This is a genomic window from Pseudoalteromonas sp. MEBiC 03485, assembly GCF_004195145.1.
Taxonomy (GTDB): Bacteria; Pseudomonadota; Gammaproteobacteria; order Enterobacterales; family Alteromonadaceae; genus Pseudoalteromonas; species Pseudoalteromonas apostichopi.
The window spans coordinates 2,578,060-2,603,490 of record NZ_SGBT01000001.1 but is presented as its reverse complement, the minus strand read 5'-3'; the positions used below and the strand labels follow the sequence as shown (position 1 = coordinate 2,603,490).

The 25,431-nt window shown below is 40.1% G+C and carries 22 protein-coding genes; 4 read left to right on the top strand and 18 right to left on the bottom strand.

All coding sequences use genetic code 11. The annotated features are described in order from the left end of the window. Position 1 precedes the first annotated feature (1 nt). From EVU92_RS11990 to sdhC, 5 genes are all read right to left on the bottom strand, one after another. On the bottom strand, positions 2–2,821 hold the full coding sequence (locus EVU92_RS11990) for a 2-oxoglutarate dehydrogenase E1 component (protein ID WP_130051418.1): 2,820 nt from the start codon (positions 2,819–2,821) through the stop codon (positions 2–4). Between the two features lie 84 nt (positions 2,822–2,905). Then, positions 2,906–3,622, bottom strand: coding sequence for a succinate dehydrogenase iron-sulfur subunit (locus EVU92_RS11985; RefSeq protein WP_054551369.1), 717 nt, complete (start codon positions 3,620–3,622; stop codon positions 2,906–2,908). 10 nt (positions 3,623–3,632) lie between these two features. Then, positions 3,633–5,405 (bottom strand): succinate dehydrogenase flavoprotein subunit, encoded by a 1,773-nt coding sequence (sdhA, locus tag EVU92_RS11980; RefSeq protein ID WP_130051417.1) that lies wholly within the window; start codon positions 5,403–5,405, stop codon positions 3,633–3,635. Continuing rightward, positions 5,406–5,753 (bottom strand): succinate dehydrogenase, hydrophobic membrane anchor protein, encoded by a 348-nt coding sequence (sdhD, locus tag EVU92_RS11975; RefSeq protein WP_130051416.1) that lies wholly within the window; start codon positions 5,751–5,753, stop codon positions 5,406–5,408. Beyond that, complete coding sequence (gene sdhC, locus EVU92_RS11970; protein WP_082401567.1) at positions 5,744–6,121, bottom strand: succinate dehydrogenase, cytochrome b556 subunit; 378 nt, start codon at positions 6,119–6,121, stop codon at positions 5,744–5,746. The genes sdhD and sdhC overlap by 10 nt, the downstream gene beginning before the upstream one ends. Positions 6,122–6,530: 409 nt before the next feature. On the opposite strand from sdhC, the gene EVU92_RS11965 reads away from it, so the two are divergent. From EVU92_RS11965 to EVU92_RS11955, 3 genes are all read left to right on the top strand, one after another. Then, entirely contained in the window at positions 6,531–7,817 is a 1,287-nt protein-coding gene (locus tag EVU92_RS11965) for a citrate synthase (RefSeq protein WP_054551373.1), read from the top strand. A 111-nt stretch (positions 7,818–7,928) separates the two neighbouring features. Next, positions 7,929–9,143 (top strand): SufS family cysteine desulfurase, encoded by a 1,215-nt coding sequence (locus EVU92_RS11960; RefSeq protein WP_130051415.1) that lies wholly within the window; start codon positions 7,929–7,931, stop codon positions 9,141–9,143. A gap of 13 nt (positions 9,144–9,156) precedes the next feature. Continuing rightward, positions 9,157–9,570, top strand: a complete 414-nt coding sequence (locus EVU92_RS11955) for a SufE family protein (RefSeq protein WP_130051414.1) — start codon at positions 9,157–9,159, stop codon at positions 9,568–9,570. A gap of 3 nt (positions 9,571–9,573) precedes the next feature. Here the strand turns inward: EVU92_RS11955 and tcdA are convergent, their stop codons facing one another. The 7 genes from tcdA to EVU92_RS11920 are packed head-to-tail and all read right to left on the bottom strand — an operon-like array spanning position 9,574 to position 16,908. Then, the gene (gene tcdA / locus EVU92_RS11950; protein WP_130051413.1) at positions 9,574–10,368 is read right to left on the bottom strand and encodes a tRNA cyclic N6-threonylcarbamoyladenosine(37) synthase TcdA; all 795 of its coding nucleotides are present in this window, start codon (positions 10,366–10,368) and stop codon (positions 9,574–9,576) included. Then, positions 10,369–11,043, bottom strand: coding sequence for a TIGR01621 family pseudouridine synthase (locus EVU92_RS11945; protein WP_130051412.1), 675 nt, complete (start codon positions 11,041–11,043; stop codon positions 10,369–10,371). It abuts the gene before it with no gap. A 2-nt stretch (positions 11,044–11,045) separates the two neighbouring features. After that, entirely contained in the window at positions 11,046–11,801 is a 756-nt protein-coding gene (gene kdsB / locus EVU92_RS11940) for a 3-deoxy-manno-octulosonate cytidylyltransferase (protein ID WP_130051411.1), read from the bottom strand. Next, entirely contained in the window at positions 11,789–11,986 is a 198-nt protein-coding gene (locus tag EVU92_RS11935; RefSeq protein ID WP_036968654.1) for a Trm112 family protein, read from the bottom strand. The genes kdsB and EVU92_RS11935 overlap by 13 nt, the downstream gene beginning before the upstream one ends. After that, positions 11,976–12,953 (bottom strand): tetraacyldisaccharide 4'-kinase, encoded by a 978-nt coding sequence (gene lpxK, locus EVU92_RS11930; protein WP_130051410.1) that lies wholly within the window; start codon positions 12,951–12,953, stop codon positions 11,976–11,978. The genes EVU92_RS11935 and lpxK overlap by 11 nt, the downstream gene beginning before the upstream one ends. Then, complete coding sequence (gene msbA, locus EVU92_RS11925; RefSeq protein WP_130051409.1) at positions 12,953–14,695, bottom strand: lipid A export permease/ATP-binding protein MsbA; 1,743 nt, start codon at positions 14,693–14,695, stop codon at positions 12,953–12,955. Before msbA ends, lpxK begins: the two co-directional genes overlap by 1 nt. 59 nt (positions 14,696–14,754) lie before the next feature. Next, on the bottom strand, positions 14,755–16,908 hold the full coding sequence (locus EVU92_RS11920) for a DNA internalization-related competence protein ComEC/Rec2 (RefSeq protein ID WP_240701311.1): 2,154 nt from the start codon (positions 16,906–16,908) through the stop codon (positions 14,755–14,757). Positions 16,909–17,004: 96 nt separating this feature from the next. Between EVU92_RS11920 and EVU92_RS11915 the strand changes: the two genes are divergently transcribed. Further along, positions 17,005–17,514 carry a DUF2062 domain-containing protein gene (locus tag EVU92_RS11915; RefSeq protein WP_130051407.1) on the top strand — a complete coding sequence of 170 codons (510 nt, stop codon included), beginning with the start codon at positions 17,005–17,007 and terminating at the stop codon, positions 17,512–17,514. Positions 17,515–17,597: 83 nt separating this feature from the next. Here EVU92_RS11915 and EVU92_RS11910 read toward each other — a convergent pair whose 3' ends face one another. From EVU92_RS11910 to pyrD, 6 genes are all read right to left on the bottom strand, one after another. Further along, positions 17,598–19,331 carry a DUF3466 family protein gene (locus tag EVU92_RS11910; RefSeq protein ID WP_130051406.1) on the bottom strand — a complete coding sequence of 578 codons (1,734 nt, stop codon included), beginning with the start codon at positions 19,329–19,331 and terminating at the stop codon, positions 17,598–17,600. Between the two features lie 11 nt (positions 19,332–19,342). Beyond that, positions 19,343–21,253 (bottom strand): ABC transporter ATP-binding protein, encoded by a 1,911-nt coding sequence (locus tag EVU92_RS11905; protein ID WP_130051405.1) that lies wholly within the window; start codon positions 21,251–21,253, stop codon positions 19,343–19,345. 14 nt (positions 21,254–21,267) lie between these two features. After that, a complete protein-coding gene (locus EVU92_RS11900) occupies positions 21,268–21,501 on the bottom strand; it encodes a glutaredoxin family protein (protein ID WP_130051404.1) in 234 nt (77 codons plus the stop codon). Next, entirely contained in the window at positions 21,494–23,611 is a 2,118-nt protein-coding gene (gene rlmKL / locus EVU92_RS11895; protein WP_130051403.1) for a bifunctional 23S rRNA (guanine(2069)-N(7))-methyltransferase RlmK/23S rRNA (guanine(2445)-N(2))-methyltransferase RlmL, read from the bottom strand. Before rlmKL ends, EVU92_RS11900 begins: the two co-directional genes overlap by 8 nt. Before the next feature lie 78 nt (positions 23,612–23,689). After that, positions 23,690–24,220 (bottom strand): cell division protein ZapC domain-containing protein, encoded by a 531-nt coding sequence (locus tag EVU92_RS11890; RefSeq protein WP_130051402.1) that lies wholly within the window; start codon positions 24,218–24,220, stop codon positions 23,690–23,692. Between the two features lie 120 nt (positions 24,221–24,340). Further along, positions 24,341–25,351, bottom strand: a complete 1,011-nt coding sequence (gene pyrD, locus EVU92_RS11885) for a quinone-dependent dihydroorotate dehydrogenase (RefSeq protein ID WP_130051401.1) — start codon at positions 25,349–25,351, stop codon at positions 24,341–24,343. Positions 25,352–25,431 lie beyond the last annotated feature (80 nt).

The following is a 25,431-nucleotide window of genomic DNA, read 5'->3' as shown; positions in this document are numbered from 1 at the left end:
CTTATCCTTTCTTTTCAATAGTAAGCGCATCTGCAACGAGCGCTTGTTGTTCTTTATTATGCACTGACATGTAACCACACGCTGGTGATGCTGATGCTTTACGACCTGCGTAAGTTAATTTAGCACCGGCTGGAATTGCATCAACGAAGTGGTGTTGAGAACAATACCATGCACCTTGGTTTTGCGGTTCTTCTTGACACCAAACAAAATCTTTAACGTGTTGGTAACGCTGCATGATTGTATCCATCTCAGCATGTGGGAATGGATATAGTTGTTCTACACGAACAATAGCAATGTTATTTAATTCTTGCTTACGACGCTCTTGTAGTAGCTCGTAGTAAACTTTACCACTACAAAATACAACGCGTTCTACTTTATCTGCTGCAATATCATCGATTTCGTCAATCATATTGTGGAACACACCTTCTGATAACTCTTCAAGTGAAGACGTTGCCAGCGGGTGACGAAGTAGCGACTTAGGCGTCATAACAATCAATGGACGGCGTAAAGGACGAACAGATTGACGACGAAGCATTGCATAGACTTGTGCAGGTGTTGAAGGAACACATACTTGCATATTGTGATCAGCACACAACTGTAAGAAACGTTCTAGACGTGCCGAGCTATGCTCTGGACCTTGACCTTCATAACCATGTGGAAGTAAACATGTAAGACCACATAAACGACCCCACTTCTGCTCACCTGAACTTAAGAATTGGTCAAATACAACTTGTGCGCCATTCGCGAAATCACCAAATTGTGCTTCCCACATTACAAGTGAAGTAGGTTCAGCTGTAGCATAACCATATTCAAACGCAAGAACAGCTTCTTCAGAAAGAACTGAATCGTAAACTTCAAATGCACCTTGATTTTCACTGATATTTTGCAGCGGTAAGTATGTTGATGCATCTTTTTGATTATGGATAACCGCATGACGGTGGAAGAATGTACCACGGCCAGAGTCTTGACCAGTTAAACGGATATCTGTACCCGCATCAACAAGCGTTGCATAAGCAAGTGTTTCAGCCATACCCCAATCAAGTGGTTTTTCACCTGTAGCCATCAACTTACGGTCATCGTAGATTTTATTAACACGCGACTGAGCTTTATGGCTTTCTGGGAAGCTTGCTACTTTTTTACCAAGTTCTTTTAATTTTTCAACAGATACTGTTGCATCGTACTCAACATCCCAATCGTGACCAACAAACTTAGCCCAATCAGAAGAGTGCGATGTTTCTAGTTGAATTTCTTCAACAACACAGTTGCCTTTATCTAGACCGTTACGGTAATCATCAGCAAGTGCTTTTACTTCATTTTCTGAGAATGAACCTTCAGCAACTAATTGATCTGCGTAAATTAGACGAGGAACTGGATGCTTTTTGATTTTTTGGTACATAAGTGGTTGAGTCGCATTCGGCTCATCCGCTTCGTTATGACCATGACGGCGATAACATACTAAATCAATCACTACATCACGTTTAAACTGGTTTCTGAAATCTAGCGCGATTTGAGTGACAAATGCTACCGCTTCAGGATCGTCAGAGTTAACGTGGAAAATTGGTGCCTGAACCATTTTCGCAATATCAGTACAGTAAGGTGTAGAACGTACATCAGACTGTTTAGACGTTGTAAAACCTACTTGGTTATTTACAACGATGCGAATACTACCACCACAACTAAATGCATTAGTTTGCGATAAGTTAAATGTTTCTTGAACAACACCCTGACCTGCGATTGCAGAGTCACCGTGAATAGTAATCGGTAATGCTTTAATACCTGACTTATCACCTAGACGGTCTAAACGAGCACGTACCGAACCCATAACCACTGGATTAACGATTTCTAAGTGAGACGGGTTAAATGCAAGTGCCATGTGCACGTTGCCACCCTTAGTTGCAAAGTCAGATGAATAACCCATGTGATATTTAACATCACCTGAGCTTAATGTGTCTTTGTGTTTACCAGCGAACTCATCGAATAATTCTGATGGGTTTTTACCTAATACGTTCACTAGTACGTTCAAGCGACCGCGGTGAGCCATACCAATAACAGCTTCTTTTTGTCCGCTTTCACCTGCACGATGAATTAGTTCTTTAAGCATTGGTACTAATGCGTCACCACCTTCAAGTGAGAAACGTTTTGCACCAGGGAACTTAGCCCCTAAATATTTTTCAAGGCCATCTGCAGCTGTTAATCCTTTAAGGATACGTAGCTTTTCTTCTTTAGAGAACTTTGGACGTGATTGCACTGATTCTAAACGTTGTTGTAACCAACGCTTTTCTTCAGTTGAAGTGATGTGCATATACTCAGCACCAACCGACCCACAATAAGTCGTTTTGAGTGCTTGATATAGCTCACCTAATGGCATGGTTTCGCGACCGACAGCAAACGAACCCACATTGAATTCACGGTCAAAATCAGCTTCAGATAAATCGTGGTATTCAAGTTCAAGATCTCGAACTCGCTCGCGTTCCCAGATACCTAACGGATCTAGGTTGGCATTTTGGTGACCACGGAAACGGAAAGCATTAATAAGTTGTAGCACTTTGACCTGTTTAGGATCGCCAGAGCCACCCTCTGCTACCACTACTTCTCTATGCTTGTTTTTAGCAAGCTGTGCAAATTGTGCACGAACATCTGAATGTTTTACGTCAACATCCACACCATCAACTTTTGGTAATTGTTCGAACACTTCTCGCCATTCTTCTGGCACAGAAGTCGCATCATCTAAGTACGCTTCATAAAGCTCTTCTACGTAAGCAACGTTACCGCCGTTTAAGTGAGAAGATTCTAGCCATGCCTTCATCACACCTTCGTGCATTTATAAGCCCTTTTCTTTAGCGCAGAAATTAATTGTTGTAAAAACAAGGTGGTTAATCACTTAACCACCTTACATATTCAAGCTTTAAACAGCGCGGTTCAATAGCATTGATTTGATTTGTCCAATTGCTTTGGTCGGGTTAAGACCTTTTGGACACACGCTAACACAGTTCATGATACTGTGACAACGGAACACGCTGAACGCATCGTCTAGGTCTGCAAGACGCTCTTCAGTTGCTGTATCGCGGCTATCAGCCAAGAAACGATAAGCATGAAGAAGACCCGCAGGACCGATGAACTTGTCTGGATTCCACCAGAACGAAGGACACGATGTTGAACAACATGCACATAAGATACACTCATATAAGCCATCTAACTTATCACGTTCTTCGATTGACTGAAGACGCTCACCCGCCGCAGGCGTGTCGTTGATTAGATAAGGCTTAACTTTTTCGTATTGAGTGTAGAACTGACTCATGTCAATAACAAGGTCACGTACCACTGGTAAACCTGGTAAAGGACGAATTACGATTTTACCTTTGCCACCTTTTAGTAGCGTTGATAAAGGTGTAATACACGCTAAACCGTTTTTACCATTCATGTTGATACCGTCAGAACCACACACACCTTCACGGCATGAACGACGGAATGATAATGTTGGATCTTGCTCTTTTAATTGCATAAGCGCATCCAATACCATCATATCTTGGCCTTCTTGCGTTTCTAGCGAGAAGTCTTGCATACGTGGTGCATTATCAACATCTGGATTGTAACGATAAACCGAAAATTGTACTTGTGCCATCGTCTCGCTCCTAGTATGTACGTGCTTTAGGTGGGAAAGCTTCACGCAGTTTCGGCGCGTAGTTTACTTCACGTTTTGTCATTTCATCTGTAACTGGGTTATAGATAGAGTGACATAACCAGTTGTCGTCATCGCGATCTGGGAAGTCAAAACGAGAGTGTGCACCACGGCTTTCTGTGCGGAAGTTCGCAGCTACTGCTGTTGAGTAAGCTGTTTCCATCAAGTTATCTAGCTCTAGACATTCGATACGTGCTGTGTTGAATTCAGTTGACTTGTCGTCAAGACGAGCGTACTGAAGACGTTCACGAATTTCTTTAAGCTCTTTAAGACCTGTTGCCATTGCATCACCTTCACGGAATACCGAGAAGTTAAGTTGCATACACATTTGTAGATCTTTCTTGATTTGAACAGGGTCTTCACCTTGGCCAACTTTAGAGTTTTCCCAACGATTAAAGCGTGCAAGAGATGCTTCAAGGTCAGACTCAGACGCATCTTTACCAGCTTCAACACCGTTAAGGTACTTACCTAAGAAGTTACCGGCTGCACGGCCGAATACAACTAAGTCAAGTAGTGAGTTACCACCTAGACGGTTAGCACCGTGTACAGATACACAAGCAATTTCACCAACAGCGAATAAACCTTCAACTACTTTTTCTTGGCCATTTGCATCGATTTGTAATGCTTGACCATTAACGTTAGTTGGAACACCACCCATCATGTAGTGACATGTTGGGATAACTGGGATTGGCTCTTTAGCTGGATCAACGTGTGCGAATGTTTTCGCAAGGTCACATACGCCTGGAAGACGTAGGTTAAGTGTCTCTTCACCTAAGTGGTCAAGCTTAAGCTTGATATGTGGACCGTAAGGACCATCGCAACCACGACCTTCACGGATCTCAGTCATCATTGAACGAGCAACAACGTCACGAGACGCTAAGTCTTTAGCATTTGGCGCGTAACGTTCCATGAAGCGTTCGCCGTCTTTGTTTAGAAGGTAACCACCTTCACCACGACAACCTTCAGTTACAAGTACACCAGCGCCAGCAATACCTGTTGGGTGGAACTGCCACATTTCCATATCTTGCATTGCAACACCAGCACGTGTAGCCATACCAACACCGTCACCAGTATTGATGTGTGCATTTGTTGTAGATGCGTAGATACGGCCTGCACCGCCTGTTGCTAATACAACAGCTTTCGATTTGAAGTAAACAACTTCGCCAGATTCGATGTCGATTGCTGTACAACCAACAACATGACCGTCGCTGTTTTTAACTAAATCTAGTGCGTACCACTCAGAGAATACGTTTGTTTTGTTTTTAACGTTCTGTTGGTATAAACAGTGTAATAGCGCGTGACCAGTACGGTCAGCTGCTGCTGCAGTACGTGCAGCCTGTTCACCACCAAAGTTTTTCGACTGACCGCCGAAAGGACGTTGATAAACACGGCCATTTTCAAAACGAGAAAATGGTAAACCCATGTTTTCTAATTCAGTAATAGCTTCAGGACCTGTTTTACACATATATTCGATAGCGTCTTGGTCACCGATAAAATCGGAACCTTTAACAGTATCGTACATGTGCCATTCCCAGTTATCTTCATGTGAGTTACCCAGAGCAACCGTAATACCACCCTGTGCAGACACAGTGTGAGAACGTGTAGGGAAAACTTTTGAGATAAGTGCACAGGTTTTGCCTGATTCAGTGATAGCTAGTGCTGCGCGCATACCCGCACCACCGGCACCAATCACTACAGCGTCAAATTCACGAACAGAATAATTCACTTAAACACCCCATAAAACGATTAGACCAATTGCTACGTAAGCAACAGCCATAAGGTTTAATACAAAGCCTAAAACAGCACGTAATTTAGCGTTTTTGACATAGTCCGTAAGAACTTGCCAAAGGCCGATACGGGTGTGAACCATGATGCAAACTAGGGTAATTAAGGTAAACCCTTTCATTGCTAGGTTAGAGAATAGGCCCTGCCAGGCTTCGAAAGTGACTTCTGGCGTACATAAAAAATAACCGATAATAAAAATCGCGTAAGCGCTGATTATTAATGCAGTTGCACGTAGTGATACGAAATCTTGTACACCATCACGTTTAAGAGTTGCTTGATTTAAAACCATATCCACACTCCTGCTAGAATTGCAGCTACAACACCTAAAGCTAATGCAACTTTAGCGCTGAAGTTACCTGATTCAAGTTCTTCCCAGTGACCCATGTCCATAATGATATGGCGGATACCACCGATTAAGTGATACGCCAATACAGAAATGGTGCCCCATGCTATGAATTTGGCAATGAATCCGCTGAACAGACCCTTGACGAATTCAAAACCTTCTGCAGAAGAAAGAGACTCAGACCAAGCCCAAATGACAAACGTTAAAGCAAAAAATAATGCAACACCGGTGACGCGGTGAAAAATTGATGCTTTAGCCGTTGCCGGCATAGATATAGTTGTTAGATCTAGATTTACAGGTCTTTGCTTTTTCACAGTTACTTGCCCATCTTGCCCACTTAGGAGCTCATCTACTTGTTTTTCTAAAACCCATCAAAATGAATTTCGATGGAACTATCTAAGTAAACCGTGTTGATACACAAAAAGTTCACACTGATGCAAAACTCAAATGTAAAAATAAAGTTTACCTACAGACAATACGGTATAAAACCTTGGATAGTATATATAGCCAATGGTCTTTTTACAATTCTTGTTTAGTAAGAGACGTTTGCGAATTAGCCAATAGTATAATATTTAATCCTGGTAGAATATTTATTATCCATTTGTGCATAATGTTTATAAAAATTGACTTTACACCCCTCTTTCACGTTAAAATGAAAAGAATGTGCTTAAACAGATTCAGAACATAACAATCAGAGTTGTTATCTTAATAGGAGATAAATAGATGGCGGATAAGAAAGCCACGGTCCATATTGATGGTCTTGATCCAATCGAACTTCCAATTTACCAAGGCACTGCTGGCCAAGACGTAATCGACGTACGTACGTTAGGTTCTCACGGCCACTTCACTTACGACCCAGGTTTCATGTCGACCGGTTCTTGTGAATCTTCAATCACTTACATCGATGGCGGCAAAGGTGTTTTATTACACCGTGGTTACCCAATCGAGCAATTAGCTGATGAATCAAACTACATCGAGCTTTGCTACTTACTATTAAACGGCGAGTTACCTACTAAAGAACAATACGAAGCGTTTGCTCAAGAAATCACGCACAACACAATGCTTGATACTAAAATTGCAAACTTCTTCCAAGGTTTCCGCTTTGACGCTCACCCAATGGCAATGCTTTGTGGTGTTGTAGGTGCTCTTTCTTCTTTCTACCACGAAGATTTAGACATCACAGATGCAACACAACGTAAAACAAGCGCAATCAAGCTAGTTGCTAAATTACCAACTATCGCTGCTATGGCTTACAAATACAACGTAGGCCAACCGTTTGTTTACCCACGTAACGACTTAAGCTTCGCTGAAAACTTCTTACACATGATGTTCTCAGTACCAGCTGAAGAATACAAAGTAAGCCCTGTTCTTGCTAAAGCAATGGACAAAATCTTCATGCTTCACGCTGACCATGAGCAAAACGCGTCTACGTCAACTGTTCGTTTAGCAGGTTCTTCAGGTGCTAACCCTTACGCGTGTATCGCTGCTGGTATCGCATCTTTATGGGGTCCTGCGCACGGTGGTGCTAACGAAGCATGTCTTAACATGTTAGAAGAAATCGGTTCTGTTGACCGTATCGATGAGTACGTTGCTAAAGCGAAAGACAAATCTGATCCTTTCCGTCTTATGGGCTTTGGTCACCGTGTATACAAAAACTTCGACCCACGTGCGACTGTAATGCGTCAAACGTGTCACGAAGTACTTGCTGAGCTAAACATTCAAGATCCACTTCTTGATATCGCTATGAAGCTTGAGCAAATCGCACTTGAAGACCCATACTTCGTTGAGAAGAAATTATACCCTAACGTAGATTTCTACTCAGGTATCATCTTAAAAGCAATCGGTATTCCAACAAGCATGTTCACTGTAATCTTTGCAATGTCACGTACTGTTGGTTGGATCTCTCACTGGGATGAGATGCTTTCTCAACCTGGTCACAAGATCAGCCGTCCTCGTCAGTTATATACTGGTGAAACTTCACGCGATTACGTACCAACAGACAAGCGTTAATACGAATTTGCGTTTAAAAAAGGCCGCTTTGCGGCCTTTTTTGTTGCCCTGCACTTGTCTATTTGTACAAAGTAATTAAAATCGTCGCATTCTTGTAGCTTAAGGCCTTTCATGTTCGATATCACAAAAATACGTGCTGACTTTCCAATACTGAATGAAACAGTCAATGAGCAGCCTTTGGTGTATTTAGACTCAGCGGCTACCTCACAAAAGCCACAGGCAGTTATTAATGCACTTAGCCGTTTTTATAACCACGAGAACGCCAATGTGCACCGCGGCCGCCATACTCTCAGTGAAAACGCGACACGCCAATATGAGCATACAAGAACGCTACTTGCAGATTATTTTTCAGTAAAAAATAATGAGATAGTGTGGACCAAAGGGGCAACCGAATCGATTAATTTAATCGCAAATGGTCTGGCTTCGAGGCTTAATCCTGGCGATAAAATTGCCCTATCTGCTATTGAACATCACGCCAATATAGTCCCTTGGCAACAACTAGCACAGCGTACCGGCGCAGAGCTTATTATTATGCCTATTGAAGATGATTTGGTCATTGATAGTGCTCATTGCAGTGACTTTATAAAACTGCATCAGCCAAAAGTTGTCGCTGTTACCCATGCATCAAATACATTAGGAAATATTACTGATTTAGGACCTATCCTTGCAGCATGTAAAGCCTCAAATGCGATTTCTGTAGTTGATGGTGCACAGGCTGCTATGCATTTACGTCCTAACTTACAAGAAATTTCCTGTGATTTTTATGTATTTTCTGCCCATAAAATGCTCGGACCAACAGGATTAGGTGGTCTATATGGACGTTTTGAGCTACTAAATTCGCTTGACGTTTACCAGACCGGTGGTGAAATGATTGAAGCAGTGAGCCTTACTCATAGCACTTTTCGAGAGGCGCCAGGTAAATTTGAAGCCGGCACTCCAAATATTGCTGGTGTAATCGCCTTTGCTGAAGCCATTAATTATTTAACATCTTTAGATTTTCAGCAGGTGCGTCAACATGAGCATACAGTTTTCGATTATGCAATAAATAAATTGGCTGCTATTGATGGTATTAAAATCTATTCAAACCAAAGAGATAACATTGGTAACATCAGCTTTAATTATCGCGATGAACATCCTTTTGATTTAGCCATCCTACTTGATGGGTTTGGCGTTGCAGTTCGCAGTGGTCACCATTGTACACAACCTATAATGAGCCATTTAGGTATTCCTGGTACAGTACGAGCCAGTTTTGCGTTATATAACAATAAAGATGACGTAGATGCATTTATCAGTGCCGTTAAAAGTAGTATCGAAATATTAGATTAATTGTGGATAAAATATGAATTCAACGTTTGAAGCCATTAGTAAAGATATTGAAACGGCTGCAGGCTGGCAGCAAAAATATCGCCAAATAATGCTGTTAGGTAAGCAATTACCTATTATGCCTGAGGTACTAAAAGTTGATGACGCGCTCGTTAAGGGGTGTGAAAGTAAAGTTTGGCTATATATTGACTTTGATCACTCAGAAAACAGCCTCGTTTTAGCTGGTGACTCTGATACTCGTATCGTAAAGGGGTTATTGGCTTTGATTTTAGCCTTATACAATGGTCTAACACCGGAGCAAGCAGCACAAATTAATGCATATGATGAGTTTGAACGACTTGGTCTAATTAGCCATTTAAGCCCTTCTCGGGGTAATGGCATCAAAGCCATGGTTGATAGAATTCAAACCATGGCCGACCAAAAACGATAAGTCTTATACATTACGCTGTTTTTTATCAAGGTACTTTCTAATTGCTTTGGCTGCAACAAAAAAGCCAAAGCTTCCAGTTACCATCGTGGCTGAGCCAAAACCATTGTTACAATCCATATTCATTGAGCCATCTGCACCTTGTTTTGCTTGGCATACCTCACCTTCAGAGGTTGGATATACAAGCTGCTCTGTTGAATAAACACAATCAACGTTGAATTTACGCTTTGGATTGCTACTAAAGTTGTACTGTTTTCGAAGAATATAACGTACTTTTGCTAGCAAAGGGTCATGAGTAGTTTTAGCTACATCACCAAAGCTGATTTGACTTGGATCAGTTTGCCCACCTGCACCACCGGTAGTAATAACGGGTAACTTTATACGTTTACAATGAGCAATTAGCGCCGCTTTTTCTTTAACAGCATCAATACAGTCAATTACATAATCAAAACCTTGAATATGTTCACGAATGTTATCTAGCGTAATGAAGTCATCAATAACGTTAATTTTGATATCAGGGTTTATCAGCTCACAACGTGTTTTCATGGCTTCAACTTTTGCCTCACCTACCGTACCAGTTAAAGCATGAATTTGACGATTCACATTCGTAGCACATATATCATCAAGGTCAATGAGAGTTAGTTGCCCTACACCCGTTCGAGCCAACGCTTCAGCGGCCCAACTACCTACGCCCCCAATACCTATGACACAAAAATGTGCTTGTTGTAACCAATCAAATTGCTGATGACCATATAAACGTTTAATGCCACCAAAACGGATGTCTTGTGTTGTTTCTTTCATTTACCAATCCAACGTCCAAGGAGCTGTCCACTCTTTGAATTCGTCTGAGTTAAAAACTTCATTGAGATGAGCGCCTAAAGTGTAATCGCAGCGATATTCTTTAAGTTGCTCTTTATAACTAAACTGTAGTGCATAGGCATGCAAATTTGTTCGTTCATCCTTGCTTCCTGCGTAGAGTGTATCGCCGAGTATAGGTGCACCTAAACTTTTCATCGCCACCCTTAGTTGATGAGTCTTACCAGAAAATGGTTTTAACAAATAAGCACGTAATCCTGCTCGAATACTTTTTGAGTAAAATCTTGTTATAGCAGGGTTAGTTTGACTCTTTAATAACTTAAATGCCCCTCGACGACTTTTCTGCATGTCACCTTTTATCCAGCCTTGTTTTTTCTTTGGTTTAGCATCACTGAGTGCTAGATAAAACTTGTTAACTTTTTGAGCACTAAACAGCGCGGTGAATTCAGCTGCTGCTTCTTTGCTACGGGCTAAAATAATCAAACCTGAAGTAACTTTATCGAGTCTATGAACTGGATATAGCTTTTCATTTACCAGTTGCTCAGCAAGTACAACAAAACCGGCACATTCTTCACTGTGAAAGCTAACACCTGCAGGTTTATAAAAAACATGGAAATCATCTTCACTTGCATGAAGATGAACGCTGCTTACATCATGCATATTTAATTGCCAAGCACAGCTATGACGCGAGCCAAATCTTCAGGGGTATCAACGCCTGCTTGTGGAGCGCATTTTGCCTTAGCGATTTTAATCTTGTGACCATGGTAAAGTACACGTAACTGTTCTAAAGACTCTAGAAGCTCTAAACGCGTTTGCGGCAACTCAATATAATCTTTGATGAAGCCTGCGCGATAGGCATAAAGACCAATGTGACGAGCAAAATCAGCTAAATTTAATTGAGAGTGATCATTTTTCATCATCGCATCACGGTGATAGGGAATTGGCGATCGAGAAAAATACAGCGCGTTGTTATCCACATCGCTAATGACTTTTACACAATTAGGATTAAAAATATCTTCAATCTCATCGATACTTGTACTTAATGTAGCCATAGGTGCATCCGAATCAGCAAGAAGCTTAGCAACTTGAGATACGTTTTCACTTGCTAATAAAGGCTCATCACCTTGTACGTTCACTACAATGGTGTCACTCTCTAGCTCTAATTGCTCAACGACCTCAGCTAAACGCTCAGTGCCCGATTGGTGATCTTCACGTGTCATCAGTACATTACTGGTAAACTCTTTAACTGCATCAAACACTATTTGATGGTCAGTCGCGATATAGACTTTTGATGCACCGGAAGCAACCGCTTTTTCATAAACGTGTTGGATCATAGGCTTGCCACATATATCAGCAAGTGGTTTACCAGGTAAACGCGTCGATGCGTAGCGTGCTGGAATGACGACTACGAATTCCACTTATCAACCTCTTCTTGGCTTAATTCACGAGCTTCATTTTCTAGTAGCACCGGAATATCATCTTTGATTGGATACGCAAGTTTCGCAGCAGTGCTAATAAGCTCTTGATTCTCTTTATCAAGACGTAATTTACCTTTGCACACAGGGCAAGCGATAATTTCAAGTAATTTTGTATCAAAGGCCATTGAGGATCCCTTTTTGTTTTAATAATAAATTAAGTTTTTCGATAACTGCAGGTGTCGGTTTTGCATCAACAGGTAAATAATACCAATTAGGCTTTGCAAAACTAAAGCATTTAACTGCATCTTTTTCTGTCATAAACACGGCGTCATCTGCAAAATCGCTAAAGTCACTTGCTTGATAAGCATAATGATCACGAAAATGATGGGTAGATAACAAGCTAATACCCTGCTGCTTTAAACTCATTTCAAAGCGTTTTGGGTTACCAATAGCACTTACGGCATGGCCTTTATCTTGTACTGAACCGATCGGTTCTGCATTGCTAACGGCTCTAAACGGACTACACGTTAAATCATAGCGGCTCTGTGCGTCGCCACCATTTTCAATTACTAGATCAACCGATTTTAAACGCGCTTTTGTTTCGCGAAGCGGACCTGCTGGCATGAGCAGTCCGTTACCAAATTGACGTTCACTATCAACAATACAACACTCAATATCACGCGCCATTTTATAATGCTGCATTCCGTCATCAGAAATGATGACATCGATATCATGTTGTTCTAATTTTTTAATGCTAGCTTGTCGATCCGGTCCTACCATAACAACACAGCCTAAGCGTCGTTTAATAAGCACAGGTTCGTCACCTGCTTGTGTTGTAGTTGTTTCATCAGTCACTAACAACGGATACGAATCAGACTGACCACCATAGCCACGGCTGATCACTGCCACTTTTAAACCTTGCTGTTGTAAGTATTCAGCAAGCCAAATAACAAATGGCGTTTTGCCATTGCCACCGACACTAATGTTGCCGACGACTATTATAGGAACACGCGCTTTAAAAGCCTTAAGTATATTAAGCTTATAAAGCAAGGCACGAAGTGTAGAGATAAGCCAAAAAAGCGCACTCAAAGGTAACAACAAAACACTGAGTAAACCTGGCTTTTTATACCAGCTTTTTTCAATTACACTCACTACTGCTCACCAAACTGCATTTTACATAAAGCGGAATAGGTGCCGTCTTTTTCAAGCAGCTCGCTATGCGTGCCCTTTTCGATAACCTGACCATGGTCGATTACATAAATACAATCACTGTTTTCTATTGTTGATAAACGGTGTGCTATCACAATCGATGTTTTTTCTTTCATTAAGCTATCTAGTGCTTGCTGGATCAGTTTTTCAGACTCAGTATCGAGAGCAGATGTCGCCTCATCAAGAATTAAAATAGGAGCATCTTTTAAAATTGCACGCGCGATTGCAATTCGCTGACGTTGACCGCCTGATAACATTACGCCGTTTTCACCTACCATGGTATTTAAACCATCAGGTAAATCTTTAACGAACTCCCAGACATGGGCTTGCTTAGCAACTGCCATTAACTCATCGTTTGTTAATTCGCGCTCGAGTCCATAACAAATATTATTCGTAATAGTGTCGTTAAATAAAACCACTTGCTGTGAAACCAGTGCAAATTGCTTACGTAGGTCTGTCAGTTTGTAATCAGCGATGTTGACACCATCAAGCAAAATTTCACTGTCACCTTCAAGCTCATAATAACGTGGTAATAAATTCGAAATGGTCGATTTACCTGAGCCTGAACGACCCACTAAAGCAATACTTTCGCCAGCATTAATCGAAAGTGATAAATTCTTTAATACAGGCTCATCTTTAGTTGGGTATTTAAAGGTCACATTGTTTACTTCAATTTTACCAGTTACTTTATCAACGCTGTAACTGCCAGTGTCTTTTTCTACTTCTTCATCAAGTACTAAAAAGATACTTTGCGCTGCTGAAATACCACGCTGTAAGTCACTATTTACGTTTGATAGTTGCTTAAGTGGACGTAACAACATCATCATTGATGAAATAAGTAATACGAAGTCGCCAGAACTGATGGTATCAATCATTGACGGCATAGACACGACCCATAGAATAACCGCCATCGCGCTTGCAGCTAATATTTGGATTACGGAGACACTTAATGCTTTGGTCGCGTCCATTTTAATGCGCTGCTGACGGTTATGATTGTTGATTGCAGAAAACTGTGAGATTTCTTGCTGCTGACCACCAAAACCATGAATAACTTTATGACCAGATAGCATTTGTTCTGAGCTGCGAGTGACTTGACCCATTGCAGACTGGATTTTTTTCGAAATCATACGAAATCGTTTTGACACAAATGCGACAATAACAGCCACCAGCGGAATAATGACTAAAAATATCAGTGAAAGCTTCCAACTGGTATAAAACATATTGAAAAGTAAAAAGACAACAAACGCCCCTTCTCTAACAACAATTAATAAGGCTTTAGTAATGGCTTGTTGAACTTGCTCGGTATCAAAGGTAATTTTAGATATTAAATCACCGTTCGAATTTTTATCATGAAAAGAAACTGGCAGATGTAAAATATGTTCAAATAATTGCTGGCGCAGGGTTCTCACAACTTGAGAGCCCACATAGCTTAAACAGTAAGACGACATGTAGTTAAACATGCCTCGACCTAATACCAATGCAATTACAACAAAGGGAGCGTAAGTTAAAACATCCGTGTTACGGTCATTTAAACCATCATCAATGAACGGTTTCATTAAATTGATAAACAATGCATCCATGGCAGAATAACCAATCATGCCCACAATGGCGAAAAACGCGATTAACTTATAATCACCCACATAACTGATTAATCGCTTGTAGATTTGGGATGTAGTTTGATCCATAACACTCTCTTATTCATAGACTTTGACTATTGTAGCCTTAAGGGGGTAAAAACAAAACGTCAATCTTGTTCGAACCAATAACTTTCCTGCTCGCGCGCAAACTCTATACGATAATTATCTTCATAGAATTTTATACGAATATGGCCAAGTTCTGCAGTTGAGAACTGTCGTATATGGTGCTCATTGTATCGTTTTACAACATCTGGGTGAGGAAATAACCATTGTCCTTGGTAAGCAGATGAATGGATAACCACTTCAGGCTCTACAGCATTTATAAATCTATTACTTGAAGAGGTATTACTACCATGGTGTGGGCTCAATAGAACAGTCGATTGCAGGTCGACACCATTTTCAATAAGCTTGGTTTCCGCAGCTGTCGAAATATCGCCCGTAAGTAACACTGAATAGTTTAAACGCGTTATTTTTAATAAACATGACAGATCGTTTCGATTATCTCTACTGTCGTCGGCATGAAAACTATTAATTTTGACCCCTTCGAGTATGAGACTGTTTGTTTTACACGCCTCTTCAAGCCCTTTAGGATGGAATGTGCTTAAAGTCTCTGCATAGCCTGCTAATTGCCAACTAGCTAAGCCGCCAGAATGGTCGTTATCTAAATGACTGATCACGGTTGCAACAACAGAGAGTTGTTGTTTACGAATGCTTTGAAGTAATACTCGGCGAATATAATCGTAGCGGCCAAAATACTGAGGCCCTAAATCATAGATAATGGCTTTGTTATTGGCACTCACCATCACCATTAAACCATGCCCCACATCAAACACGTCTAACTGAAATTGAGCTTTGGGCTGTAACTTGAAATCAACGGCATAAATACAAATGGGTATTAAACAAACGTACTTGTTTGGACAAAATAACAAAATAAGCAATGTGCTGTAACTAATGACTAATAATGAAAAATCAAACTCGCTGAAAGGAAACCAGCGCAAATCATGGGGAATAGAGAGCAACAATTGATAACTCAAATACAATACACTGTCTACTAAAAACAATAAACTTGTAATATCGAATAGACTCGAAAGCAAGCTATAAAAAATCAGCAGTGGCAATATCAGTAAACCGACTAAAGGTACGGCAATAAGATTTATCAATAAACCGATAATGCTCGTGCCATTGAAAAAATAAAGAGATAATGGAAGTAACCCGATAAACAAAGCACACTGAATCTGGATGAGTTGAACAAACCTGTTTAAAAATCCAAGTCTTACATCTAGTGTATTTCTAGTTAATAAAAATATTATTGTTACCGCTATAAAACTAAAATAGAGTCCAGGGTTCAACATTGCAAATGGATCTATCAACAATACGATACATAAAGCATAAAGAATTGAGCGCCAACGCAGCGGATTTTTACCCAAATTATAAATAACCAAATAACACCCAAGCATTACAAGTGCACGACTGGCAGAGACAATGAAACCGCTGAGGTAGACATAAATAAATGAACAACTAAATCCAAATAAAGCAAAAATATTATTCAGTTGGAATGATTGCCGAATAGGCAAATGACTGACTCTTAGCAACCACTTCGAGCTAAAAAACCCTACTGCATATATAAGTCCGATATGAAGTCCTGAAATAGCAAGCAAATGACTTAAACCTAATTCACGCAATTGATTATTATCTTCGTAGCTTATTTTGCTTTTATCGCCAGTTAAAAGCGCATAATAGAGCCACTGTAATCGGCTATTTGCTGTAATTTTATCTATGTATTTTAGGTATCTATCACGTAAACTCGTATTGGTATGATGATCTAGATAAGTTATTTCTCCTACGCTTCGACCTTTATAAAATATTCGCTCGAGTAGCGCTTGCCTTTCTCTATCAAAACTATAGAAATTCTTAACAGAACGATAACGCTTAAGTTTTAGGGATGCACTTATTTCATCGCCTGAAACAACGGGTTTATCTGATGGAATACTTAGCATCGCAAAAGGAGTTGGTCGAATCGTAGCAGGACAAGATTCAATACTTTTTAAATTGGCTTTTAGATAGTAAGGGCTTTTATCACTGTATGTTTCAACCACCTCAAATCGAACTAATCGCCTTTGTTTATAATCGATTTGACAGTCAGAGGTTGAGTAAAAAATGAAGTAATGAAAAATCACTACTAAAATAGCGCAAATAAACCCTGACAATAGAGTTAAAAAAGGCTTAAAATAGGCACCTGCTAGCAATACAGCAAAACTCATTATATAAAACGCCGCAGTGCTAAATGTATATAGGGTGAAAAAACAGCCTATGACAAAGCCGCTGCATAACCAAATAGATGTAAATGGTTGCTTTAAATGGCTAAAAAAACGATCCAACGCTTTTTACCTGATCATAACAAGGTAAGAGAACACAAGTATTTAAGAATTTTTGGTCGTTTATTGCATGATGCCAATTTATGGCACTTAAATAGACGTTCAGCACGCGGTGCATTTGCGGTTGGTTTATTTTTTGCGTTCATCCCTGTTCCTTTTCAAATGGTTCTTGCAGCCGCCCTGGCTATTCCATTTCGAGTGAATTTACCGATTTCTGTTGCAACAGTGTGGATCACTAACCCACTGACCATGCCTCCTATTTTCTATTGTTCATATATTGTTGGCACTATTGCACTTGCTCAACCACAGCAGCACTTCCAATTTGAACCAAGCTGGCAATGGTTTATAGATAGTCTAACAACAATTGGCCCAGCCTTTTTAGTCGGTTCACTCATTTGTGCAACAGCTGCTGCAATCATAGGCTATTTTGCTACCGACATGCTTTGGAAACGCTCTGTTCGTAAAGCGTGGATACATCGCCATAAAAAATAACTGATTTCAGTATAGACAAAAAACCCAGCTTTAAGCTGGGTTTTTTATTTAGGTTTGAAAGTAATTTACTTTATACCAAGTTTTTATTTTCTAAATATACGACGGGCTGCTGCAAATGGTAATAGCAGTAATGCATACCAAGGGAAGCTTGCTGATTGACGCTCGTATTGCTCAACCTCTTCAGCTTGACACTCTTCAACATTGCCATCAATTGGAGTTAACTTAACAGCAACTGCAACACTTTCGTATTCGGTATTGCCGTTAATATCTACAACAACATTGCCAAATGAATCTGTCTTTTCAACTGTTTTAGTCGCAACACCGAAGATTTCGTTATTGTTGTTAATTGCCTTTGCTTCAGCAACCGTATATTTAAAACGAGTCTCACCATCTTCTTCGAAACACGGTAATAAATCGTTTAAGTTAACAATTTTATCTTCACCAATGGTGTACATGAAACCTTCTCGACGACGAGTTGACGTATTGTAGATATCTGTCTCGCCTTCACCAACTACAATACCATTATCATTGATATCGTTTGCTAATGAGCTAGAGCTCGAGAAGTAATCCGTTGGGAAAACAACACTGTCGCTTTTCTTGTCATAGTAAAAGAATTTTGTTCGGTTTGTGCCGTCAATACGTTTACTTGCATAACCAACTACAACGTCATCGTTGTTAACAGCTAAAGGCTGACCTGAGATCCAATCATCTTCTTGATCAATAAACTCTTTTACTTCACCATTTTCGAAGATAACAGGCATTGTAATTCGCGTATCTCTGCCTTTGTATCGAACATCAGAAGTACCGACGATTAAGCCACTTTCATTGATCGCAATTGCGTTGCTACGAAAAGCGAAATCTTCGTCATCTTTCGGTGTTAAGCCTAAACCAAGCATCTCAGTGTTAGTAATGTTTAAATTGCTATCTAACGTCCACTTCACAGCCTGTTTATTATAGATACCTGTTTTATATTGACGATTATATGATTCCACACAATCAGAAACAGGTTCATCTTCGTTATCGCATTTATCTTCAATATCTTTTAAAGGGTCAGCAGCAATGTTCGTTGATACTGTACCTACAACTTCGTAACCATTGGCAGTCTTGACAATATCATTCGCCGAACTAACACCACCAAAATCATCAAATTCAGGGGCAAGTTCAACTTTTACACCATCGGCTGAGATTACGATGGCACGACTGATAAAATCTCTTAAGAAATGCGTTTCTTCTTCGTCTTCATCTGTTTGAGTAAACGATGTTTTCTCATAGGGTGCACTACCCCAACCTACCATCACACCATCATCTGTTACAGCATTAAGTAAGTTAGAAGTCGAGCGCGTTAAACCATCAAAATCAACTGACTGCTCATCAAATAAAACTTGCTCTGTCGAACCTTCTGCGGTGTAACGTGTTGCGATTGCACTTGATAGCTTTTGGTATTCTGAGTCAGTTGCACGTCCAGTTAAAAAACTAACCATGAATGCATGAGCATCAGCGTTAGTATTCACTGCATCGTTGTTCTCAATGTCATCTAACGTAAATGTGATTTCTTTATCAATTAATTCAAACTGTTTTTTAGCGGTATCATAGGCGTCTTTGATCAACGAATCCGTAAAATCGATATAAGAGATATCTACTGGTAACTTGTAAAGACCATTTGCTAAACCAATAATGTGTCCATTTTCACTAACATCTGTAATGTAGTTAAACTTCGCGCCCTCGATTCCACCTAATTCTTCTAATTTATAGGTTGCGCTCATCGCTGAGGTACTTAGGGTGGCTAAAATACTGGCAGCGAGTAATTTGTATTTCATTTTAATCCTTACTACTGATTCTTTAAATCTTCGAGTTCTTCCCAGCGCTCAAAAGCGGCTTCAAGCTCAGACTCTAACTCGGCTAAATGGTTCAATGCTTCTGTTGTAATTGCAGCATCTTGCTTAAAAAAGTCAGGGTCATTAACCACAACTTGCTGAGCGTCTAACGCTTTTTCAAGTTGTTCCACTTTACTGGGTAATTCTTCTAATTCAAGTTTTAATTTGTAAGAGAGTTTATTACTTTTCTTTGGTGTATTATCTTGGCTAACAACGGCTGGCTTTTCTTGCTTAATTTGTTGCTGTTGTTGTTTTTCTTGCTCAGCTAAATGAGCGGCGTATGCTTCATAGTCGCTGTAACCGCCAACAATGTCTGTGATCTTGCCGTTCCCCTCAAAGGCCCATACAGAGTTACAGGTATTATCAATAAATTCACGGTCATGACTAACTATCAATACGGTGCCTTGGTATTGGTTAATAATCTCCTCAAGGAGCTCTAACGTTTCGATATCAAGGTCATTGGTTGGCTCATCGAGTACAATTATGTTAGATGGCTTTAAAAATAGCTTTGCTAACAATAAGCGATTCTTTTCACCACCAGAAAGTGCTTTTACAGGCGTACGAGCCCGTGCCGGAGGAAATAGGAAGTCTTGTAAGTAACCTAACACATGACGAGAACGACCGCCCATCATCACTTCTTGCTTGCCTTCAGCAACGTTGTCTTGCACTGTAGCTTCTTCATCAAGCTTTTGGCGGTATTGGTCAAAGTAGGCAAATTCTAAATTAACACCTTGTTTAACACTGCCGCTATCTGGAACTAAGTCACCAAATAAAATTTTCAGCAGCGTTGTTTTACCTATACCGTTTGGTCCCACAAGACCAACTCGGTCGCCCCGCATAACAAGCGTCGAGAAATCTTTCGCAATCACTTTGTCTTTAAATGCATGACAAATGTTTTTAGCTTCAAACACCAACTTACCAGAACGATCAGCAGTTTCAATGTTGAAATCAGTTTTACCAACTTGATCTACACGTTGCTTACGCTCTTTACGTAATTCTTTTAGTGCGCGTACTCGCCCTTCATTACGTGTTCTACGTGCTTTAATGCCTTGACGGATCCACGTTTCTTCTTCAGCTAAACGTTTATCAAACAGTGCATTCTGTGTTTCTTCTACTTTTAAATCATGCGCTTTTTGCTCAAGATAAGTTGCGTAATCACCAGGATATGAAACAAGCTTACCACGGTCTAAATCGAGAATACGAGTAGCAACTGCACGTATAAACGCACGATCGTGAGATATAAAAACGATACCGCCTTTAAACTCTTTTAAAAACTGCTCAAGCCAAATAACACTACTCATATCTAAGTGGTTAGTTGGCTCATCAAGTAACAGTAAGTCGGGTTCACTAACCAAAGCCCTTGCTAGAGCAACTTTACGTAGCCAACCACCCGATAATGATTCAAGTTTGGCCTCTGGCTCCAGCTCTAAGCGAGATAAAACTAATTGAATACGGGTATCAAAACGCCAGCCATCAACTGTTTCCAATTCATTAGATAAACGCTCTAATTTGTTCAGCAATTTATCGTTATAGTCTGTTTGCATTTGATTACTAACGTGGTGATATTCTATCAGTAAGTTAGCAATATCTGGCATGCCTTGAGCAACATAATCAAATACTGAACCTGCTGCCCCTTTGGGGGGATCTTGCTCTAGACGAGAAATACGAATCCCGCCTAATTGGTTGATTTCGCCATCATCCAATGTCACTTGGCCATCAAGTACTTTTAGTAGTGTTGATTTTCCTGCACCGTTACGGCCAACGATACATACACGCTCACCTGACTCAATAACGGCATCGGCATCATCTAGTAGCGGATGTGTACCATAAGCGAGTTGCGCTTTGGCTATTCTGATTAAATCCATCGTGATTACTACTCTTATTCTTTATTATCAGCAATAAATTGCGCTAACTGCTCAGCATCAAAAGGCCAGAATAATTTCTCACCTTGATGAGCTTCAACAACCGGAATACTGGTTTGGTATAGAGCAATCAGCTGTTCACTGTCCATAATGTCTTTTGCTACAAACGATGCGTTTGCAGCAATTAATAATTCATCGGCCATTTCACACAGATGACAGCCATCAGTGTGGTACAGGGTAAAATTAGCCATGGGTAATAAGCCAACTATTATGGATTTGCTTATTACGCTTAAAGTCTGGTGATAGAGTCTTATCTGAAATGTTTTCTGCTTTTAAACCCAGACCCATTAGCCCTACTTCATCCATGCTAAAGCCACGCTTATTATTTGAGAAAATAAGCGTACCGTTCGGGCTTAAGATTTTCTTAACCCACGTAAGTAATTTAATATGATCACGTTGTACATCAAATGCATCTTTCATACGTTTTGAATTTGAGAAAGTCGGTGGGTCTAAGAAGATTAAATCATATTGACCTTGAGCATATTCAAGCCATTTCAAGCAGTCAGCTTGTTCAAAACGATAGCGAGTATTACTTAGGTCATTCAACGCAAAGTTCTCTTGCGCCCACTTTAAGTAAGTTTTTGACATATCAACGGTGGTGATAGCTTTAGCACCACCTACTGCCGCATGCACAGATGCACTGCCAGTATAAGCAAACAAGTTTAAGAAACGTTTGCCTTGCGAATTTTGTTGAATATATCGGCGTGCCAAACGATGATCTAAAAATAAACCAGTATCTAAATAATCAAAAAGGTTAACTTTAAATTTAGCACCAAACTCTTCGACGACTTGAGTGCGATTTTGTTTTGATACTTTAGTGTATTGCTCTTCACCTTTTTGTTTTTTACGCACTTTAACTGCGATATTTTCAGGTGCAATTGCTAACTGTTCAGCAGTCAGGCTTATGACATCCTGTAAGCGTTTTTGTGCCGTATTATCATCAATTTCTTTCGGTGCAGCATATTCAAAAATAACAGCTGAGTCATCATAAACATCAACAGCTACGTTATATTCTGGAATATCAGCATCATAAACGCGATAACAGCTCACTTCATTTTGTTTTAACCAGTTCTTTAAGTTTTGCTTGTTTTTCTTTAAGCGGTTTGCAAATGCCGTTGAGCCTTCAAAATTAAGTGCAGGTTTGTCTTCTTTGCTTAGCTCTACTTGTTTATCGTCTAGTTGGTATAGATTTAAAACAACATCTAACGGGCCATTTTTGAACTTATAGCGTTTTAATTTAACAAGTTTTAATAATTTAAATAGGCTTTCGTCTGTGCCTAATAAAGCAAGCTTCCAATGGTTAAAGTGCTTTTTAAAGCCCACACCTAAACTACGGTGTAAGTTAACCAGCTCAGCCATTGAACCTAAGCGCTCACCATAAGGTAAATTTGAAATCACCACTCCTGGTAATTTCGCTACAGAGGTTAACTTAGTCGCATCGCTTTGTTTAAATTTAATCACATTACCAAGGTCTGCTCGCTCGGCGTTTTCCTGAGCTTTTGCAATCACACCGCCATCAATATCGTGGCCAATAAGCCATAACTTTGGATCTGTAATTTGAGCAGTTAATTCAGCTTTTAACTCTTTATATTTTTGAATACGAAAACTTGGCAAGCGCTCGAACGCGAAACCTTCACGGAATAACCCCGGTGCTTCATTGCGTGCCATGCTGGCTGCTTCAATTAAAATGGTACCAGAACCACAACATGGGTCGAACAAAGGTTGCTGTACGTTTTCAAGCCAGCCACTACGTTTTACAAGAGCTGCAGCTAAATGCTCTTTAATTGGAGCCTTGCCTTGATCTTGACGATAACCACGTTCAGATAAACGAGGGCCAGAATAATCGATATAAAGCGCGACCCCTTGGCGGTTCAATCTAGCTACAACACGAACATTGGCGTTGTATTTATCAACATCTGGGCGCTGCTCGAATAAATCCGCAAAATAATCGACAATCGCATCTTTAACAACGAGACCTGAAAATTGCGTATTTTTTAAGTCGTTATTAGTACCGCTAAAATCAACAGCAAAGGTTTGTTTAGGACCAAACCATTCTTGCCAAGGCTGCAAGCGTGCAAATTGATAAAGGCTGTCTTTGTCTTTTACGCCTTCTTTTTCTTCTATAAGCATCATAATACGAGTGGCAAAGCGACTCGATAAACAAATCTTTTGTGCTAATAAGCTATCAGCTTCAAAACGTACAGAGCCCACGGTTTGTTTTGAGACTTCTGCACCGAGTGCTGTAAGCTCATCAACAAGTAAATTTTCTATTCCGATAGAAGTAAGTGCGATAAATTGCAAAGTAAAAACCCTTAAATGCTAATTGCGCAGGATTATAGCATAGCTTGGCGAACAAAAACGCCAACATTTGCAGGGATATTAGGCAGATTTAAACTGTTTTTGTTGAATATAAACAGGATGGATACGGTTATTTAAAACCTTAATGGCTTCAAACTGCTCAAGTGATAGATTTTCGTCTAATTGAAAATGTTGACTTAAGTTAATACACACTGAGGCTTCACTTGAATGGTCGACAATTAAAAACTCACCCTCTTGTGCTTGTGAGCACAACTTCACTACAGCTTCAACACTTGGTTGGCTGCCGTGATACTCATGAAAAAACCAACTTTTTGCAAGTACTGGCTTTAAATGAAATTTTACCGCTGTGGCATTAAGAGCAATTTGGCAAAGCTCTGCAGGATTCCATAATGAGAAAGTTTCGAGGTATTGATAAACTTGCTGATAAAAAGCAGCATCTTCAAGGCTAAAATTTGGTTCTTTTAGCACAGCATCGGTAAGTTGGCGAAGTTTATAAGGCGTGCACAGTTGCATATCTTGGTCAAGATCAACCAAAAGACGATTATTTTTCGCACAAGCAAGCCATTTCCATTGCTTAGATGCTTGTAACATGTCTCCTCCCTAAAGAATAAATACTGTGCGCTTAACCATAAATTATAACTAAAGCAGACCATTAATAAAATGATTTTTTAGAACATTTTATTAATGATCAATTGCTTAGATAACTGATCCTTATAAGCCATTTAGGATCGTTTTTACCAATTCCGGACCTTTATAAATAAAACCAGTGTAAACTTGAACTAGGTCTGCACCTGCTGCAAATTTTTCTTTTGCCGACTCCGCATCTTCGATACCACCCACACCGATAATCGGTAGTTTACCTTCGGTTAAGCGCTTAAGCTCGCTAACCACGTGGGTTGAGCGCTGACGAACTGGTTGCCCAGATAAACCACCCGCTTCATTTGCGTATTGTTGTCCTTGCACCAAAGCGCGCTCAAGAGTGGTGTTCGTGGCAATAACGCCATCGATCTTATTGTTGATCAATGATTCACTTACTTGAGCAATTTGTACTTCATCAAGATCTGGGGCGATCTTAACCAGCATAGGTACTTGTTTGTTATGCTTTGCAACTAAATCAAGTTGTTCGTTCTTTAAGCTTTGTAGTAAATCATCCAGCGCTTCACCGTATTGCAAGTCGCGTAGACCAGGGGTATTCGGTGAAGAGATATTTACCGTAATGTATGATGCATGTTCGAACACTTTACGCATACAGTGGATGTAATCATCTTTACCCTGCTCGTTTGGTGTATCTTTATTTTTACCAATATTGATACCTAAAATTCCGTCATATTTCGCCGCTTTAACATTGTTAACTAGGTTATCAACACCCTTGTTGTTAAAACCCATGCGATTAATAATCGCATTTGATTCAGGTAGGCGAAAAATACGTGGTTTATCGTTACCAGCTTGAGGACGTGGGGTAACAGTACCTACTTCAACAAAACCAAAGCCCATTTGCGAAAATGCATCAATACACTCTGCATTTTTATCTAAGCCTGCTGCTAAACCTACCGGATTTTTAAACTCTAACCCTAAAAAATTTACAGGTTTATTAGGGACAGATTGAGACCACGCAGCACTCAATGGCGTATGAGCAAATCGTCGTAAATTATTAAGTGCAAATTCATGAGCCCACTCCGCATCACGGGTAAACATAAAACGGCGAGCTAGATCATAAAACATGGTTTGTTCCTCAGGTAAAATAAACAAGGTAGCCGTTTAAAACGGACCATTGCAAATTAAGGGCAAAAAAATACCCCAGC